Origin of the sequence: Lonepinella sp. BR2474 (assembly GCF_051851555.1) — a bacterium.
Lineage (GTDB): Bacteria > Pseudomonadota > Gammaproteobacteria > Enterobacterales > Pasteurellaceae > Lonepinella.
In genome coordinates this window covers 89,674-108,725 of the sequence record NZ_JBPDVH010000007.1, presented here as the reverse complement: position 1 = coordinate 108,725, position 19,052 = coordinate 89,674, and the positions used below count along the sequence as shown (strand labels likewise).

Annotated in this window: 17 protein-coding genes; 13 read left to right on the top strand and 4 right to left on the bottom strand. The window is 37.4% G+C overall.

Going from position 1 to position 19,052, the window contains the following annotated elements:
- The first annotated feature begins 5 nt into the window (after nt 1–5).
- Nucleotides 6–3,905, top strand: a complete 3,900-nt coding sequence (gene hrpA / locus ACTG7Q_RS09075) for an ATP-dependent RNA helicase HrpA (protein WP_439243075.1) — start codon at nt 6–8, stop codon at nt 3,903–3,905.
- Nucleotides 3,906–3,972: 67 nt separating this feature from the next.
- Here hrpA and ACTG7Q_RS09070 read toward each other — a convergent pair whose 3' ends face one another.
- Nucleotides 3,973–4,296: a HigA family addiction module antitoxin gene (locus tag ACTG7Q_RS09070; protein WP_439243073.1), complete on the bottom strand. Its 324-nt coding sequence runs from the start codon at nt 4,294–4,296 to the stop codon at nt 3,973–3,975.
- A 15-nt stretch (nt 4,297–4,311) separates the two neighbouring features.
- Nucleotides 4,312–4,617, bottom strand: a complete 306-nt coding sequence (locus ACTG7Q_RS09065) for a type II toxin-antitoxin system RelE/ParE family toxin (protein WP_439243044.1) — start codon at nt 4,615–4,617, stop codon at nt 4,312–4,314.
- A gap of 220 nt (nt 4,618–4,837) precedes the next feature.
- Between ACTG7Q_RS09065 and ACTG7Q_RS09060 the strand changes: the two genes are divergently transcribed.
- The 4 genes from ACTG7Q_RS09060 to ACTG7Q_RS09045 all read left to right on the top strand — a co-directional run bounded on the left by ACTG7Q_RS09060 (nt 4,838) and on the right by ACTG7Q_RS09045 (nt 8,799).
- Nucleotides 4,838–5,785 carry a helix-turn-helix transcriptional regulator gene (locus ACTG7Q_RS09060; RefSeq protein WP_439243042.1) on the top strand — a complete coding sequence of 316 codons (948 nt, stop codon included), beginning with the start codon at nt 4,838–4,840 and terminating at the stop codon, nt 5,783–5,785.
- An 80-nt stretch (nt 5,786–5,865) separates the two neighbouring features.
- Complete coding sequence (locus tag ACTG7Q_RS09055) at nt 5,866–7,071, top strand: PD-(D/E)XK nuclease family protein (RefSeq protein WP_439243040.1); 1,206 nt, start codon at nt 5,866–5,868, stop codon at nt 7,069–7,071.
- Nucleotides 7,072–7,213: 142 nt separating this feature from the next.
- Nucleotides 7,214–7,849: a hypothetical protein gene (locus ACTG7Q_RS09050; protein WP_439243038.1), complete on the top strand. Its 636-nt coding sequence runs from the start codon at nt 7,214–7,216 to the stop codon at nt 7,847–7,849.
- A gap of 191 nt (nt 7,850–8,040) precedes the next feature.
- On the top strand, nt 8,041–8,799 hold the full coding sequence (locus tag ACTG7Q_RS09045; protein WP_439243036.1) for a PP2C family protein-serine/threonine phosphatase: 759 nt from the start codon (nt 8,041–8,043) through the stop codon (nt 8,797–8,799).
- Nucleotides 8,800–8,837: 38 nt separating this feature from the next.
- On the opposite strand, the gene ACTG7Q_RS09040 is transcribed toward ACTG7Q_RS09045, so the two are convergent.
- A complete protein-coding gene (locus ACTG7Q_RS09040) occupies nt 8,838–9,212 on the bottom strand; it encodes a hypothetical protein (RefSeq protein ID WP_439243034.1) in 375 nt (124 codons plus the stop codon).
- A gap of 88 nt (nt 9,213–9,300) precedes the next feature.
- Here ACTG7Q_RS09040 and ACTG7Q_RS09035 point away from each other — a divergent pair, with 88 nt between their 5' ends.
- Nucleotides 9,301–9,468, top strand: coding sequence for a hypothetical protein (locus tag ACTG7Q_RS09035; protein ID WP_439243032.1), 168 nt, complete (start codon nt 9,301–9,303; stop codon nt 9,466–9,468).
- Between the two features lie 30 nt (nt 9,469–9,498).
- On the opposite strand, the gene ACTG7Q_RS09030 is transcribed toward ACTG7Q_RS09035, so the two are convergent.
- Entirely contained in the window at nt 9,499–11,151 is a 1,653-nt protein-coding gene (locus ACTG7Q_RS09030; protein ID WP_439243030.1) for a DUF262 domain-containing protein, read from the bottom strand.
- Between the two features lie 308 nt (nt 11,152–11,459).
- On the opposite strand from ACTG7Q_RS09030, the gene ACTG7Q_RS09025 reads away from it, so the two are divergent.
- From ACTG7Q_RS09025 to ACTG7Q_RS08995, 7 genes are all read left to right on the top strand, one after another.
- A complete protein-coding gene (locus ACTG7Q_RS09025; RefSeq protein WP_439243028.1) occupies nt 11,460–11,957 on the top strand; it encodes an opioid growth factor receptor-related protein in 498 nt (165 codons plus the stop codon).
- Between the two features lie 82 nt (nt 11,958–12,039).
- Nucleotides 12,040–12,798, top strand: coding sequence for a PP2C family protein-serine/threonine phosphatase (locus tag ACTG7Q_RS09020; RefSeq protein ID WP_439243026.1), 759 nt, complete (start codon nt 12,040–12,042; stop codon nt 12,796–12,798).
- Nucleotides 12,799–12,955: 157 nt separating this feature from the next.
- Nucleotides 12,956–15,043 (top strand): AAA family ATPase, encoded by a 2,088-nt coding sequence (locus ACTG7Q_RS09015; RefSeq protein WP_439243024.1) that lies wholly within the window; start codon nt 12,956–12,958, stop codon nt 15,041–15,043.
- 159 nt (nt 15,044–15,202) lie between these two features.
- Nucleotides 15,203–15,904 carry a 16S rRNA pseudouridine(516) synthase RsuA gene (rsuA, locus tag ACTG7Q_RS09010; RefSeq protein WP_439243022.1) on the top strand — a complete coding sequence of 234 codons (702 nt, stop codon included), beginning with the start codon at nt 15,203–15,205 and terminating at the stop codon, nt 15,902–15,904.
- Nucleotides 15,897–17,096 carry a Bcr/CflA family multidrug efflux MFS transporter gene (locus ACTG7Q_RS09005; RefSeq protein ID WP_439243020.1) on the top strand — a complete coding sequence of 400 codons (1,200 nt, stop codon included), beginning with the start codon at nt 15,897–15,899 and terminating at the stop codon, nt 17,094–17,096. The genes rsuA and ACTG7Q_RS09005 overlap by 8 nt, the downstream gene beginning before the upstream one ends.
- A complete protein-coding gene (locus ACTG7Q_RS09000; RefSeq protein ID WP_439243018.1) occupies nt 17,096–17,326 on the top strand; it encodes a zinc ribbon domain-containing protein in 231 nt (76 codons plus the stop codon). The genes ACTG7Q_RS09005 and ACTG7Q_RS09000 overlap by 1 nt, the downstream gene beginning before the upstream one ends.
- Before the next feature lie 331 nt (nt 17,327–17,657).
- The gene (locus ACTG7Q_RS08995; protein WP_439243016.1) at nt 17,658–18,986 is read left to right on the top strand and encodes an MFS transporter; all 1,329 of its coding nucleotides are present in this window, start codon (nt 17,658–17,660) and stop codon (nt 18,984–18,986) included.
- The last annotated feature ends 66 nt before the right edge of the window (nt 18,987–19,052 follow it).

The following is a 19,052-nucleotide window of genomic DNA, read 5'->3' as shown; positions in this document are numbered from 1 at the left end:
AGGTGATGATCCTTGATGAGCGAAAAATTGCTGCTCGGATTCGTGGCATTGCTCAAATTAAAAATGAACAAAGCCAACAAGCCGTGGCAGCAGACATTCAAAGCCAAATTCAATTGGCACAGGAACGCCTAAACCAACGTAAAACTGCGGTGCAAAAAATTGAATTTCCTGACAATTTACCTGTGAGTCAACGCAAAGCAGAAATTCAACAATTAATTCGTGAAAATCAAGTTGTAGTGATCGCAGGCGAAACAGGATCGGGCAAAACCACCCAATTACCGAAAATGTGTTTAGAACTGGGTTTAGGCAAAAAAGGCTTGATTGGACATACGCAACCACGCCGTATTGCGGCGCGTTCAGTGGCGGCTCGTATTGCGGAAGAATTGCAAACGGAACTCGGCGGTATAGTGGGTTACAAAGTGCGTTTTAACGATCAAATCAGCGAGCAAACCCAAATTAAGCTGATGACAGACGGGATTTTGTTGGCAGAAATTCAAACCGATCGTTATTTAAATCAATATGATACCTTGATTATTGACGAAGCCCACGAACGCTCACTGAATAACGATTTTATTCTCGGCTATCTCAAACAGCTGTTGCCACGCCGTCCTGATTTGAAAGTCATTATCACATCAGCCACCATTGATGTAGAACGTTTCTCCAAGCATTTTAACAACGCCCCAATTTTAGAAGTGTCAGGGCGAACCTATCCAGTGGAAGTGCGTTATCGTCCAATGTTAGACAACGATGAAGAAGATCAATTACAGGGCATTGCTAACGCAGTAGATGAACTACAAGCAGAGGGCAGAGGCGATATTCTGATCTTTTTAAACGGCGAGCGAGAGATTCGGGATACGGCGGAAATGTTGCAAAAACAAGATCTTCGCCATACGGAAATCTTGCCCTTGTATGCACGCCTGTCCGCCCAAGAACAAAATAAAATTTTCCACCCGAGCGGACTTAATCGTATTGTATTGGCAACCAACGTGGCGGAAACGTCCTTGACCGTGCCAGGGATTAAATATGTGATCGATCCTGGTACGGCACGCATTTCTCGTTATAGCTACCGCACCAAAGTGCAACGCCTACCTATTGAGCCGATTTCGCAAGCATCTGCTAATCAACGCAAAGGGCGTTGTGGACGGGTGTCAGAGGGGATTTGTATTCGCCTGTATTCAGAAGAGGACTTCAACAATCGCCCTGAATTTACCGATCCTGAAATTTTACGCACTAATTTAGCCAGCGTGATTTTGCAAATGACGGCGTTGGGCTTGGACGATATTGATGCTTTTCCTTTTGTGGATGCCCCCGATAAACGCCATATTCAAGACGGCATTAAGTTGTTGGAAGAATTGGGAGCGTTTTCATCACATTCCGTGCAGGAAAATGGGCGGATACATCGATCCGCCCCTACGAATACCGATAACACTGTAGGGGCGGATCTACGTATCCGCCCGAAAAACCGCCTATCAACGATTGGGCGACAACTGGCTAAATTACCCGTCGATCCCCGCCTTGCCAAAATGCTCTTAACAGCGGTAGAACAAGGTTGTTTACACGAATTAATGATTATCGTATCTGCCCTGTCTATTCAAGATCCCCGAGAACGACCGCAGGAAAAACCACAATCCGCTGATGACAAACATCGCCGTTTTGCCGATAAAAAATCCGATTTTATGGCGTGGCTGAACCTGTGGAATTATATTCAAACCAACCAAAAAGAGCTGACCAAAAACCAATTTCGCCGTTTATGCCAAAAGGATTTTCTCAATTATTTGCGGATTCGGGAATGGCAGGATATTTATCATCAAATCAGAACCCAAGTGCGAGAATTGGGCTTGCCGATCAATTCGGAAGCGGCAAAATATCCGCAAATTCACACCGCACTTTTAAGCGGTTTGCTGTCGCATATCGGCTTGAAAGATAATGAAAAAAGCCAATATTTAGGGGCAAGAAATGCCCATTTTGCAATTTTTCCTAATTCGGTATTGTTTAAAAAACAGCCGAAATGGGTAATGGCAGCGGAACTGGTAGAAACGTCTAAACTCTGGGGGCGAATGGTGGCAGAAATTGAGCCAGAATGGATCGAGCCTTTGGCCTTACATTTAACCAAAAGCAGTTATTCCGAACCCCGTTGGTCAAAATCCCGTGGGCAAGTGATTGCCGATGAAAAAGTGAGCCTGTATGGCGTGCCGATTGTGGCAAGTCGCCCTGTGAATTTTAGCCAAATTGAACCGCACACTTGCCGTACGATTTTTATTCAATCCGCACTGGTGGAGGGAGATTGGAACACTCGCCACAAGTTCTTTTTTGCCAACCAAAAATTAGTGCGTGAAGTGGAAGAGCTGGAGCATAAATCCCGCCGCCGTGATATTTTGGTGGACGACCGCACCTTATTTGAGTTTTATGATGAACGCATCGGGGCGGATGTGGTGTCGCAGAAACATTTTGATAGTTGGTGGAAAATCGCCCAACAAAACGATCCTGATTTGCTCAATTTTGAAAAATCGTTCTTGATGAATGATGATGCACAAAAAGTGAGCCAACTGGATTTCCCGAATTTCTGGCAACAGGGCAATATTAAGCTCAAACTGACTTATCAATTTGAACCAGGGACGGACGCAGACGGCGTGACGGTGCATATTCCGTTGCCGTTGCTCAATCAAATTGAAATGACAGGGTTTGACTGGCAAATCCCAGGTTTACGCCAAGAATTGATTATCGCTTTAATCAAAGCCCTACCGAAAACGCTCCGCCGCAATTTCGTGCCAGCCCCCAATTATGCCGAGGCGTTTTTAGGGCGAGTAACCAATTTTGATAAGCCCTTGACGGAAACCTTAAGCCACGAGTTCCGCCGAATGACAGGCGTAACCGTTGAACCTGAGCAATGGAATCTTGAACCATTGGCAGCGCACTTAAAAATGACCTTCCGTGTGGTGGACGACAAAGGCAAAAAAATTGCCGAAAGTATGAATTTAGACCAGCTTAAATTTGATCTCAAAGATCGGGTGCAAGCCAGCATTTCCGCCGTGGCAGATGACGGCATTGAGCAATCGGGGATTCATATTTGGAATTTTGACCAACTTCCGCAATGTTATGAGCAGAAAAAACAAGGGTTTACGGTCAAAGCCTTTCCTGCGATTACGGACGAAAAAGATGCCGTAGGGATTAAATTATTTGAAACCGAATACGAGCAAAGCGTGGCGATGCAGCAGGGGTTACGCCGTTTAATTTTGCTCAACGTGCCATCACCGATCAAATATTTACACGAAAAATTACCCAACAAATCCAAACTGGGACTCTATTTCACCCCGTTCGGCAAAGTGCTGGAATTAATTGATGACTGTATCGCCTGCGGTGTGGACAAGCTAATCGCTGATTTTGGCGGTTTTGTGTGGAACGAAACGGATTTTGATAAATTACGAGATTTCGTGCGAGAAAATCTCAATGATATTACCGTGGACATTGCTCAACAGGTAGAACGCTTGCTCACGCTCACCTTTGAGATCAACAAACGCCTAAAAGGCAAAATGGATTTCACCCAAGCCTTTGCTCTGTCTGACATTAAGACTCAACTGAACGGATTGATTTACCAAGGTTTCGTAGAAAAAACAGGCTACGCCAGACTGCCCGATTTACAGCGTTATCTCCAAGCCATCGACAAACGCCTAGACAAACTCACCCAAGACACCAACCGAGACAGGGCAGCAATGCTACGAGTAGAACAATGCCAACAAGCCTACAATCAGCTGTTAGCAAAACTGCCAAAATCTAAACCGCACTCCGCAGAGGTGTTGGAAATTCGCTATATGATTGAAGAACTTAGAGTGAGTTTGTTTGCTCAACAGTTGGGGACGAAGTATCCGATTTCGGATAAAAGGGTGTTGAATGTGATTGGGGAGTAATAAGCTCCCCGAATTACGAAATGTTTTATATGAATTTAAGGTTAGTCGGAAAAATTTTCCCTGTTTGTCATACCGCAAAAGCGGGTAATCTAGTCCATTCTTTTGCCGTTTTCACTTTTTCAAGGCTTTGTTGATATTTTATATTGTTATTGAGTTCCCATAAATCCACGTTATTTTGCAAATTAAGCCAAAATTCCGCTGTGGTATCAAAGACTTTAGCCAATTTCATTGCCATTTCTAAGCTAATTTTAGACTTGTTATTTACAATGGCACTGACAGTATTACGGTGAACATCAAGCATATCCGCCAAATCACCAATTTTAAGATTTAATGGTGCTAAAAATTCTTCTTGTAAGATTTCACCTACGGGAGTGGGTTTGCGTTGGGTCACATACATAGTATTCTCCTATAAATCGTAATGATGAGGATCTAAATAGAGATGAGTAATCTCATTATTTTCAAATTTAAAAATCAGTCGATATTGCTTATTCACCCGAATGGAATACATTTTATTTTCTTTCGGCTCAAGTAATTCAAGGCGATTCGCTGGCGGTGAACGTAAGTCGTTTAGATTTTCCGCAGCATTAATCATATCCAATTTTCGTGCCAATACCTTTGTTAAATTCGCAGGAATTTTACTATGACTTTCACCGTATTGAAAAAAATGGTAAAGGTAATTATCACGAAAATGAATGGATGTGAGATTAAACATTTTTGCCTTGATATTGATTGATATGGTGCTATTGTAAAATAAATAAATACACAGTGCAATCGTGCATGTTCTTTGAGCAAAAGGAATGTATTCCTTTTTACTTACTCTTGACAGAGTAAGTAAACATCATTGCATATTTATTTGTCTAGTGGCTGGGGACAAAACCCCCTATTTTGGATAAAATGGCGTTGTGAATGATTAACCAATTTTGGGGGAAATGATGTCCGAAAAAAGCCTAGACACAGCGTTGTTAGCCATTGAAGTATTATGCAATATTCCAAAAAGCAGAAAAATCGACAGTCAAGAATTACAACAAAAATTGGCAGATGCGGGTTATGTACGTGATAAACGCTCGATTCAACGCTTGCTAAAAGTGCTGGCAGAAAATTTTGATATTGAAGTAGATGACCGTTCTAAACCCTATGGTTATTGCTGGAAGAAAAATTCCAATGGCTTAAATATTCCTAGCTTAAGTCCACAACAAGCCCTTGTGTTACGTCTTGCCGAAGAACAGCTTAAAACCTTGTTACCTGCCAATATTATGCGCTCAATGCAAGGCTTTTTTGAGCAAGCTCGTTCGCAGCTGAATGGCGATAATAAAAAGCGAGAAAAACAATGGCTAAATAAAGTTGCCATTGCCCCCACCAGTCAACCGCTTTTGCCAGCCAAAGTGAGCGGCAAAATTTTTGACACCATTAGCACCGCACTATTTGAAAATCGCTATTTGATGGTGAATTATCAAGGGCAATATCGCTCTCATCAAGCCAAAATAATGCCCTTAGCCTTGGTGCAACAGGGGGCGAGTAGCTATTTAGTGGCACGTTATCAAGACGATGACACGCCAAAACATCTTGCACTGCATCGCATTAAATCCGCAGAGCTTTCCACGATGTTTTTTGATCGTCCGACCGACTTTGTATTGAAAAATTATGTGAATGATGCTCATTTTGGCTTTGGCAACGGCAAACTCATTCAACTGCGATTTTCGGTGGCTCGTTATGCAGGCTTTCATTTAACCGAAACGCCGTTATCAGCAGATCAACAAATTTTGGAACAATCCGATCAACATTATCGTTTTCAAGCCACGGTGGTGGATAGCGAAATGCTGGATTGGTGGCTGGCGAAATTTGGGGAGGATGTTTGGGATATTGAGAAAATTGAAATTTGATAATTTTTGCGACATAGATTGTCGTTAACAAGTATATAATGATATTGAATATTAAGCTATAGTTTAAGGAGAACCAAGCAATGGAACTAAAAGAGATAGTGACTTTCTTACGCCATTATTACCAACAATATACTGAAATAAAGCAGAAACAGCAGAAAACCGCATTGTATGATGCGAATGCTTTTAATCCACTTCGTTTTCTTCGTACAGATGAAATGGGATTATCTGCGATTTTGGCTTTTTTATTAGATCCAAACGAAACTCACGGGCAACAAGATTTATTTCTCAACAGTTTCTTGAAATATTCACATCTTTCAACATTTTTAGCCTATGACAAGGTTGATGTAGTGACTGAACAAAGTACCACTGAGAACCGCAGACACGATATATTTATTCAAGGTTATTTGAATAACGAAATAAAATGGATTATTTCTATTGAGAATAAATTACGGGGTGCAGTCGATCAACCTAAACAAATCCACGATTATCTAAAGGATATAGAAAATAGAGTCAAGGAGAATTATTGTCTCATTTATTTGCCTAACTATGATAAAGATCCAGATGCGTCATCTCTATCAAAAGAAGAACGGGAAAACTTAACTAAAGAAAATAAATTCAAAATGATGACACCTACGGATTTAATTCAGTGGCTAGATCAAACCCCAATTATTGCACCACGAATGCAACAGTTTTGTGATGATATAAAACAATTTTTACAACAGGAATTTTTAGCAATGACAAAAGAAAGTAACCAGTTAATTGAACAAATTATCCAAAGTGAACAATATATAAAAATGACTATTTTACTTGGAGAATTACAGGATTTATTAAAGATAGAGTTAATGAAAAAGTTACAAAAACAATTACAAGGGTTATTTTCAGATGTTTATCGGATAAATCAATTTCTACATTTTGAGGATGCCGAAAAAGGGAAAAGTAAATATTTTTCTATTGTGGAGATTAAATCAAATACTACAAAATATAGTGTGAGAATGGAATTCGATAGATCTAATTATCAAAGTCTGTTTTATGGTTTTTATAAGAGATTTAAATTAGAAAATGAAAATGAATTTTATAAAACTAATAAAACTATTTTTGATGAGATAACTGATAAAAATTCTAATGAGTGGTGGTTTTGTTGGAAATATGCAGATACCTCTATTATAAATTGGAATAAAGAAGTTTGGTCAAAAATTCCAAGTGGCGAAATAGCTCAAAAGATTTATGATATGTTGCTCCCTTTAGTGAATAAAATGATAGAGATAGATAATCAACTAAAAGAATGAATATGACTTAAATTTTTGAAGTGCGGTTAAAATATGATTTTTTAACCGCACTTTTCACTTTGAAAAATAATTACATGCGACATATTTTGTCGCAACTGAGGCATATAATTTCCATCAAGTAACGTACTTTTAGGAAATAGATATGTGCCATTTTGTTAAATTCTCAGCGATTTATATTAATAAACCGTCCCAATTCATTGAAGGTATTCAATCAATATCTGTGTCTTGTTTAATGGATTTGTCTGCTATTTGGGGGGCAAATATTTGCTTTGTCATTTCGGATATGGGTGATCCTTTACTACCAGATTGTATTTCAATGTTAATTCGTCAAAGGATAATACCAATTATTCTACGCCATAAAAAATTTGATGAACTTATGCCAACGATTGAACAAGTTAATCACATTTTTTATAGGGAAGAGAGTGAACAACAAGAAATAATGAGACTTTTTGTGGATGTTATTGATAAAAAAGGCGTGATGAGCATTGATTTTAATGACCTATTGAGCGTCATCACACCGACTTTAACGTTAAATTATCGCTCTTTTGATGGCAATATTGATGCTCTGACCACTGATATGATACATTATTTTGAGTATATTTCCCCAATTAAATCAGGGCTTTTTGTCGTAGAAAGCAATGAGACAGTTGATTTTTTAGGTGTAATGAATATTTTTTCTTTACTGAAGATTTGTCAGAATGATGATTCTGATATACGGATAAGTCACATATTGAATAACGATCTTAAAATGATAAAAACACATTTAATTTATTTTTAATTGTGCTAATTAAGAGAATCTTTGTATACACAAAAAATGATAGAAATCTGTGTGATGGAATAAAATCCCCACTATCATATTTTATACGACATACTTTGTCGCAAAAATCAATAAAATCTTCTTTGAAATATCAACTGCGGTGAAAAATCTACCATTTTGTACCGCACTTTCCCACAGCAAAGGAGAAAATTATGCCAACCTATTCCATCACTTATTGCCAATCTGCTCAACGATTTGTTTGCCACGATGCTTTATTAACAGGCGTAGAGCGTTGCCAAGTTTTGAGACGTGAACCGCAAAAAGCGAAAACAGTTACTTTTGAAAAAGAAAATCCGATTATTGCGATTGCGGATGGGCTATCTACCACCCCAAAATGTTTTAAAGCAAGTCGTTATTGGATTGAATGGTTAAAAGATGATTGTACACATTTAACCGACCAATGGATTAGACAAGTATTTGAATATTATTGCAGTTATTTCCCTAAACCTTGGGGAACCACCACCACTTTAGTTTCGGCTCAATTATTTGAAAAAGGTAAAGTGAGAATTTTAAATATTGGTGATAGTCGAGCCTATAAAATTACCGAGCTTGGTGAATTTATTCAATTAAGTTATGACCATACTATACTCAATGAATTATTAACAGCCTATCCAGAAGTTGATCCCAATATTGTATGTGAAGAAATCAAATATATGTTGTCCGATTGTTTGGTTGCCGATAGAGCAGCGAGAAATTTTACTATTTTTAACCAAGAATACCAGCTAAAACCCAATGAAACGCTCTTATTATGTTCTGATGGTCTAACTGCTTTTTTAAAATCCGAACAATTAAGCGAAATTTGGCAGTCCTATTCAACCAATGAACAACGTTTGCAAGCCTATCAAGATAAGTTAACTCAGCCAGAAATAAAAGAAGATTTGTCGATTGTGGTATGGACGTATCAAGGATAAAGAAAAAAGGCTCGTATGAGCCTTTATTTTTACTCTATTTATTCGTAATCAAATTCATAAGGGTTTGGAATTTGTCCATTATATAATGCTTTGTAATCTTCTAATGGGAAAAAATAACATTGAAAACGTTTATCAATGGAATTGTCATGTCCATCTTCCCAACGTTCACAAAAAATAGCTAAGGATTTTTCATCAAAATCAATATAAAAAGCATTAGCAGAACCCGACAAAATACCTTCATCAGACATGAAAGGGAAGATTGGAGCAATGGGCACATCAGGCAAATTTTGATTAAACCAATTGAGCAGCATTTCTTCTTCTTTTTCATGGTCTTCTTGTTTGAATTTAATGAAATAAAGATCGCGTTGTTTGTGATAGAAATAATCACTGATTGTCCAAATGATCATAGGCATAGATTTTCTCCTTAGTTAATTGAATGAGTTATAGTATATCCAATTATGCGACAAATAGTGTCGCAAGGTGAAAATTCATTTTTAATTAATGTTTAAAATTTATTTTATGAATGGTGATAATAAAAAATTGGAAAAACAATGGCTAAACAAAGTCGCTATTGCCTCTATGAGTCAACCCATTTTACCTGCCAAAGTGAACAGTAAATTTGACATTTTCAAGTGCGGTGAAAAAACAGTCATTTTTTACCGCACTTGATTAATAGCTTGTATATTTTATTTATTGTGTCTAAATTTTCCAATTCTCCAGTACAAAGTTTTTAATTTTTTCAAAACGTTTGTCTATTGCCGCTTTATCCCAAATTTCACCATTCACAAGAAAATCTTTAATTTCTCGTTGTTGTAACAGATCAGTATTGTTGGTAAACGTCGGTAATTTTTCACTAAATGGTTTATTGCTATTTGATGAATTATGTGAAGGTGTAACTAACACAAGATTGCCGATATTATGTAAATATTTTTCATAAAATTCACTGTCATATTTATCATAACCGGTGGCAATTTCTTCACCATCGTTAGTTTGTGGTGCAATATGTTCTCGTGAAACATCTTTTAAGTTATCGCCACAAGTAAAAATGTAATCTTTTTGAACATTGTTATTCTGTCTGAGTGAATTTTCATATTTCTCAAGAATATAGGGTACAATGGTATTACCTTTAGAATTATAGATATAACGAAGTGTATTTTGTATGTTGTCATCACTCCAATAATATTCACTTTCACAAACAGATTTAAGCGCATTTTTTAGACTTTCTAAATCTGTAAAATTTTTTAATACAGAAATAAGGCGTGATGCCAAATCTGCTCTAGTATTGGATAATTTATCTCTGAAAATAATGATTTCAAGTAACTTGAAGACTTCATTAAGTTTTGTTTCATCCGTACCAAACAATGTATAAGCCTTGATAATAAATGGATAAATTTCCCAAGCATTAAGTCTTAATAAATCATTTTTGGCTTTATTATCTAATGCGAAAAAGATTTTTAAATTAACAAATGCATTTTTCAAGTCTTTTGTATAATCATCAATAAATTTGATGATATTTTGGCTTTCTTTAAGATGTTTTTTATAATTTAATGTGTCATTATTTTCTCTGTAAGCGTATCCAAATTTGTAATAATTAAAATAAAGTAGAATTTCATCTTCATTAAGTGTTTTTATATCATTGATTAATCTGTATATTTCTTCAAAAATTCGGGTGGTTTCACTTAATTTATCTTCTGCATTATCGCAATTATTGTAAATTTGATAGGAAAAATACGATTTTAATTTTTCCATATTGGTTAAATTTTTACCTCGATTGTTTTGTAATTCAAACATCAAAACACTATCCTTGATATTATCAAAATTCACTTCTAAAATTTGGGATTCTTTAACAATATTAAATAATTGAGTAATACTCTCTTTATCAAGATTTTTGAGTTGTTCTTTAAAAAATGCTTTGGCGTTGTAAATGCGAATTTGTGAAGGTGTTTGTGGATCGTGCATACCGTCATCACCTTCAATAATGAGCTTTTTAAAATAATCCCTATCGTATTCTACCGCATTTAGTTTGCTTTTTCTGTAATAGAAATAATCTTCGGCAATATCTTGCAGTACATCCTCGCTTTCACCACATTGCTTGAGGGTATCATAAACAGCACGAGCAAAAATAATGATGGTGGTAATGCGTTGTTGTCCATCAATAATATCACGCATATCGCCATTTTTTTGTAATAAGACATTGCCAAAGAAATAATGATTAGCTTTCACTTCTTGAAGGTCTGCTAAAAATTGTTTCCATTGATATTCTTCCCAAGAATATGCCCTTTGATAAACAGGAATCTGGTAGTAATTTTTCCCAGTAAAAAATTGTTGAATGGTGTTTTGTGTTGAGTTCATAAGTATATCCTCTTTGATGTATGGTGGATGTTTTTTCATGAAAGATCAATAAATAACTTCCATGATTTTGGAGATATTGTTCATGTTATAAGAATGTTTTATATTCTACTATTGTTTTTTTTTTGCACAATTTGTTATGCTTAAATTTGACAGAACTATACCATAATTTAGGCATATGATAAAACTATGGTTATGCTATATACGACACACTTTGTCGGTAGAGTGGATAAAATCTTCTGTAACACCTTAACAAATGGTGAAAAATCTACCATTTTTCACCGCACTTTCGCACACCAAAGGAGAACATTATGCACCCAGTCATTGAATTTTACCTAGACCAACGTAAAAGCGAAATGAATTTTAGCTTTGAACAAATGCTAGCGGTTCAGCCATTAGCCATTGAAATGGGCTATTTTTGGATTCCGTGGTTTTTTCCTGTGATGGAACGGTCAAAATGGAACAAAAAAATGCCGTTGCTTTCTCCTGATGAAATTGGCTTTTTCAAACAAAATGAACAGATTCAACAGCGTTTTTTGCAAGCCTTTGATGCGATTATGGCATATTTTGAAATACAGCGAAATGGCACGGAATTAACCATCACGGAAACGTTAAAACAACGATCCTATTGGCTTAAAAATATTGGTCATCAACAGAAAAAAGTCAGTCGAATTATTCGTAGCCTAAACTTATTAGGGCAAGAGACTCTAGCCCGCAATTTACAGCAGTTAGCGATCAGGATTGGGCAGGAAAAGGGCTATTTGTTGCCTGATACGTTAGAAATTTGGCAAGATATTTTTGAGGACTGAAAAAATTTCTCAAAATGGACTTTTAAGATGAAATAAAAGCAAGTTAATAAATGTATGCTTGAATAGAGAAAAGGAAAATCAAATGGCAGTTTATCCAATTAGTTTTTGTCAACGTTCAAAATATAAACTCACTTGTCAAGATGCGTTATTTAATGGCATTGATGTATATCAATATAAAAATAAGAATACAGAAACCGTGTTGGTGGAAAAGCCACATCCCATTATTGCAATAGCGGATGGGGTTTCTGCTACACCAGACTCTCATAAAGCCAGTCGTTATTGGATGGCGCAGATTAAAAATTGTGATGTATTAAATAGCCAATGGGTAAGGGAAACGCATTTACAATTTTGTGATGATTTTCCTTTCCAATGCGGTTCAGCGACCACATTAGTCGCCGCACAATTATTTGAAAATGGACGAATAAAAATCGTGAACGTGGGCGATAGTCGGGCGTATAAAATTACGGAGCAAGGCGAGTTTATTCAATTAAGCTATGATCATACTGTGCTAAATTGGTATTTAAATGAGAATAAACATCTTGATCCCAGTGGCGAATATGCTGAGATGTATTATATGTTATCGGATTGTTTAATCGCAGATTTTGAAAGTGATAATGTTCAAATTTTTAGCCAAGATTACCAGCTTAGTCCGAATGAAAGTTTATTATTATGTTCCGATGGTTTGACGGATTTTATTGAATCTAAACGGCTCACCGATATTTGGACGAGTTATACCACTAATGAACAGCGTTTACGGGTGTATTGTCAAGAAGCTAGAAAAGGACATACCCTAAAATGGAGCGATGATTTTTCAGCAGTGGCGTGGACGTATAAAGTCTAATTTTCTTCAATCTAAAGGATCGTTATGATCCTTTTTCTTTTTATTGTGCTTTTACGACATAATTTGTCGCACCAATGACTAAAATTATCATAAACCGACTTTTAATTTACCCTTTAAGCTTATTTATAGCGAGAACATTAATAATAAGGAGTTTATGATGACAACACAACATCAATTACAACCCAGTTCCCTTTCTATTTACAGCCAAAAAATGATTTTACGCTATTTGTTTGATTGCAATGCGTGGCGATTTTTTATTGAACGAAATACTTGGGCGGATAGCCATTTAGCTTATTCATTAGGTATTCCGCCGAATGCGTCGATTCCATTTTTTTGTACTAATGATGAAGAGAAATCAAAATATTCTGCTGAGTATTTATTAAAAGCTCGATTTGTGGAAATTCAGCAGCAATCAGATAACGAAGCTGAATGGCAAATGCTAGAGAAAAATATTGATTTTATTACAGTATTACTTAATCTTTCTGAAACTGAACAAGCTTTACTGCGTTTATCTGCCCATTTGGAATTAGAGAAAGGGTTGGTTTCAGCGTTTGATTTATCACGCAATGATGATCTTAATTTAAATGATTGTTTAGAAATTATGAGTGGTGCGTTGCAGCTTCCAAAAAGTAAATTAAGAAGCGCTTTAAATAAAACATCAAAGTTGTTTAGTTATGGGATTTTAAAACGCAATAAATATAGTAATGAAGTGAAAGATTTTATTCATTGGAACGATATTATTGATATTCACGATTTTGCGAATTTTGAAATTGATTACAAAATATTATTAGCACGCTGTTTAAGTGAAAGTGTTGAACCAAAATTAAATCTTGAACAGTTTGCACATATTAATGAATTTAAACAGCAACTGTTTGATTATTTAATACCAAGTTTGGCAAATAAAAAACGTGGTATCAATATTTTTATTCACGGCAAAGCAGGTGTGGGCAAAACGGAATTTGCAACTTTAGTTGCTAAACAACTTGCACTACCTTGCTATACCTTAACTGCGGAAGATAAAGATGGCGATATTATTGATGGGGAGCAACGTTTAAATAATTGCCGTTTAGCTCAACGTTTATTAGAAACGGCAGAACAAAAAGCGATGATTATTTTTGATGAAGTGGAAGATGTGTTTTATGGCGGCTTTTTTGAAAAATCGGTGGCTCAATCGCATAAAGCGTGGGTTAATCAATTGCTGGAAAATAATTTAACGCCGATGATTTGGTTGTCCAATAATATTCAAGGCATTGATCCTGCTTTTTTACGCCGTTTTGATTTTATTTTTGAAATGCCCGATTTACCAATTAAAAATAAAGAAAAACTGATTTTAGAAAAAGTCGGCGATAAATTATCGCCTGCTTATGTTCATCATTTTGCGGTGCAAGATGCAATTTCACCAGCGTTGATTGATAAAGGGTTTAGCATTATGAATCAGCTGGCAGAACAGCAAGATAAAATTGATGGCAATATGGCGGTAAATTGGTTTAACCAAACGTTGCAAGCTCAAGGCTATAAAAAAATCGAACCGCTAAATCAAAGTGCGGTGCATTATTCTTTAGATTTTATTGCTTGTACGGACAATATTCATCAAATTAGTCAAGGTTTACAGCAACATAAATGGGGGCGAATTTGTTGTTATGGCCCCGCGGGTACGGGAAAAACCGCATGGGCGAAATGGTTAGCGGAGCAGGCGGATTTACCGTTGTTGCAGCTTAATGGATCGGATTTGCTCGATCCCTATGTGGGCGGTACGGAGCAGAAAATCGCTCGTGCTTTTAACAAAGCCAAAGAGAATAATATGCTGTTGGTGTTGGATGAAGTGGATAGTTTCTTATTTGACCGAAATGGGGCGGATCGCAGTTGGGAACGCTCAATGGTGAATGAAATGCTCACCCAAATTGAGAAATTTGATGGCTTGTTGGTAGTGTCCACCAATTTAATGGACAGTCTTGATCCTGCGGTGCTACGCCGTTTTGATCTCAAATTGAAGTTTGATTATTTAACTCAAACGCAAGTTTGCGAATTGGCGAAATGTCAGGCGGAAAATTTAGGGCTAAGTTTAACCGAGCAAGATTTTATGCGATTAGCTGATATTGATTATTTAACTGCAGGGGATTTTGCCGCCGTCACTCGTCGTCATCAATTTTCACCGTTTGAAAAGGGGGAAGATTGGGTGATGGCATTGGCAAAAGAGTGTGAATTAAAGCCCGTGGTGAAAGGTCAGGTGAAAATGGGATTTTAGATTTTTGCCATCTATTGAATGCTTTTTATATTTTTCTTGTTAGTGCTAGTAATAAAGAAAAGTAAAAAATGTAAGAATGGTAGGTTCTTCCTTTTTTCTCATTGGCCTTTTGCGGCTTAGAATAGTACAATGACCCGATGAGAAAAATAGGAAAACAATATGAGATTAGATAAATTTTTAGCCGAACAAACCGGCCTAACCCGCTCGCAAGCCACCAAAGCCTTAAAACAAAGTGCGGTGCAAATTAATGGAGAAATTGAGAAAAGTGGGGCAAGAAAAGTGTCCTCGCAAGATGAAATTTTGTTTAATGGCGAACGTCTTGAATGGGTGGAGGGGAAACAATATTTTATGTTTAACAAGCCACAAGATGTGGTTTGTTCCAATGATGATGGAGAATATCCGACCATTTATCAATTTTTTGATTATCCGTTGGCAGGGAAATTGCACAGTGCAGGGCGGTTGGATGTGGATACCACAGGATTGCTGTTATTGACCGATGATGGGCAGTGGTCGCACCGTATTACGTCGCCGAAACATCATTGTGAGAAAACTTATTTAGTCACCCTTGCCGATCCCGTGGAGGCCAATTATCAACAAGCCTGTGAACAAGGGATTTTATTGCGTGCTGAAAAAGAACTGACTAAACCGGCCAAATTAGAGATTTTAGATGATTACAACGTGAATTTAACCATTAGTGAGGGGCGTTATCATCAGGTCAAACGCATGTTTGCGGCCTTAGGGAATAAAGTGGTGGGGTTGCACCGTTGGCGAGTGGGGAATATTATTTTAGATGACGATTTAGCCGAGGGCGAATTTAGAGCCTTGACCGAACAGGAAATTTTAGGAGTGATACATGAGTAAACCTTATAAAGCCGGTGTGCTTTTTATTTTAACGCTCGGTATTTTATCCATGTTACCGCCGTTGGGCATCGATATGTATTTGCCAGCGTTTTTAAATATTGCTCAAGATTTAAACGTGGAAGCCGAGCAAGTGCCTTATACCTTGACGCTGTTTACCTTTGGCATGGCCATTGGTCAGTTATTTTGGGGGCCGATTGGAGATAGTTATGGACGCAAGCCGAGTATTTTGCTTGGTATTATTGTCGGGGCATTTTCCGCTCTTGCTTTAACTGCGGTGGATTCTATTCAACATTTCACCGCACTTCGCTTTGTGCAAGGCTTTTTTGGGGCGGCTCCCGTGGTGTTAGTGGGGGCATTGTTGCGTGATTTGTTTGATAAAAATGAGCTATCAAAAATGATGTCATTAATTATGTTAATCGTGATGGTCGCTCCGCTCATTGCACCGATTTTAGGGGGATATATCGTCACCTATTTCAACTGGCACATGATTTTTTATATTATTGCCGTGGCAGGATTTTTAAGTGTGTCGCTGGTATTTTTCTTGGTACCTGAAACCCATAAAAAAGAAAATCGTGTCCCATTACGCTTAAATATTATCGCACGTAATTTTGCGACTATTTGGAAACAAAAAGAAGTGTTGGGTTATATGATTTCATCTGGCTTTGGTTTTGGTGGGATGTTTGTGTTCTTAACCCTTGGCTCCATTGTGTATATTGATTTATACGGTGTGTCGGTAGAAAACTTTGGTTATTTCTTTATGCTGAACGTTGGCGTGATGACGATTGGATCCTTTTTAAATGGACGTTTGGTGCATAAATTAGGTGCAGAGAAATTATTACAGGGCGGTTTATTGGTACAATTTATTGCTGGCATGTGGTTGATTTTAGTGGCGGTGTTTGATCTCGGATTTTGGCCAATGGCGATTGGTGTGGCGATTTTTGTCGGACAAAATGCCTTGATTTCTTCCAATGCCATGGCGTCTATTTTGGGTAAATTCCCGAATATGGCAGGCACGGCAAACTCCATTGCAGGAACGGTACGTTTTGGCTTGGGTGCGACAATCGGTTCGTTGGTGGCATTATTAAAATTAGATACAGCGAAACCGATGTTATTTTCCATGGCCGCTTGTGTGATTGTGGCCGTGTTAACCTATTATTTTTTAACTTATAAAACCCTACAAGGTCGTCAATAATGGCATTACAACGTTGTCCCGAATGTCGGCGAAAAATCAGTGAAAGTGTGGAAATTTGTCCCCATTGTGGCTTTTCTTTTAAAGAGGAAGATTTGGAAATTTATCGTCAAAAACTCGAGCAACGCCGTTTGCATAATCAACAATTAAACCGCCAGAATGTGAAAGTGCAGTTGTTTTGGTTGGTGGTGTTTGTGCTAGTGATTGCGGGAGCAGCGTGGTGGAATGGTTGATAACAAGCTAATTTAATCGGTTTAAATGACAAAGTGCGGTGGAATTTTAACAAATTTCACCGTTTTTTTATTTTTTATGCTGATATTTTAATCAAAAGTAATCGTAGTGTTAAAAAAGTGATTATTTTTATAAAAGATTGTTTTTTTAGTTCGCTTTTCTGTGTTTTTGTTGTTATTTTAGTTTTATATATTGCATATGTTCTATTTTTAAGTGTTATATTCCTTATTTTATCGGTGTTGTCGGTTATTTTTAGCATATTTAGCTTATCTATGTTTTGCATATTGGCGTTAAAACGATTAAGATTTTTACACATTATTATTTTGAGGAATCATGATTATGACAACATTAAGAAACGATCCACGAAAAGTGGCTATTGCTTCGATGGTTGGTACGGCTATCGAATTTTTTGATTATTATATCTATGCAGCAGCCGCTGTATTGGTTTTTAATACACAATTCTTTCACAGCGGTGACCCATTATCCAATGAATTACTTTCCCTTTCAACCTTAGCATTAGCCTTTTTTGCTCGTCCTATTGGTTCAGCGTTATTTGGTCACTTCGGCGATAAAATTGGTCGCAAGAAAACCCTTGTTGCTTCATTATTGTTAATGGGCTGTTCAACCGTTATGATTGGTCTTTTGCCGAATTATGAGTCCATTGGTATTTGGGCACCTGTATTGCTTTGTTTATGTCGTATTGGCCAAGGTCTTGGCTTAGGCGGTGAGTGGGGCGGTGCTGCTTTAGTGGCCACAGAAAATGCACCGGATGGCAAACGTGCTTGGTACGGCACATTCCCACAATTAGGTGCTCCGGTCGGTTTATTTTTAGCCAATAGTGCGTTCTTTACGGTGAGTTACCTTTGGGGACACCAAGCCTTGGTGGAATGGGCATGGCGTATTCCGTTTATCTCTTCTATTGTCATGGTGGTTATCGGCTTGTATGTGCGGTTAAGTTTGCATGAAAGCCAAGTGTTCCGTGAAACTGAGCAACAAGGAAAAATTCAAAAAGCACCTGTCAGTGCGGTATTTAGACATCACTTAAAACCGTTGATTTTAGGTACTTTGATTATGACGGCCACCTATGTGTTGTTCTACATTATGACCGCTTTTGCACAAGTTTATTCCAGAAGTCCGGCCAAATTATCTGACGCAGGCTATCCAATGGGCTTAGGAATTGAACCGAATGTGTTTACTGGTTTGTTGTTATTAAGTGCTATCGTATTTGGTATTTTCACTAGTATCTCAGGCATTTATGCGGATAAAATCGGTCGTCGTAAGTTTTTGATTTATGTCACTTCTGCTATGATCGTATTTGGTTTATGTATGCCAATGTTCTTATCTAATGGCACACCTTGGACCGTCTTTGCATTTTTAGTGGTAGGAATGGCATTAATGGGCTTTACTTTTGGTCCAATGGCGGCATTATTACCAGAGTTATTTCCAACCGAAGTGCGTTATTCTGGTTCTTCCTTGGCTTATAATTTTGCCTCTATTGTCGGTGCAACGGTAGCTGCCACTTTTGCGGTACAGATTAATGCCAATTATGGAATTTTGGGAGTAGGTCTTTATCTTGCCGTCAACTCCGCATTAACGCTTGTGGCATTATGGCTTTCTAAAGAAACCAAAGATATGGCGTTAGATGAAGTGTTAGCGTATTAATCCAAGGTATAACGTATCAAGAAAAATGGGGACGATAATTCGTCCCCATTTTGCTAAACTGCGGTC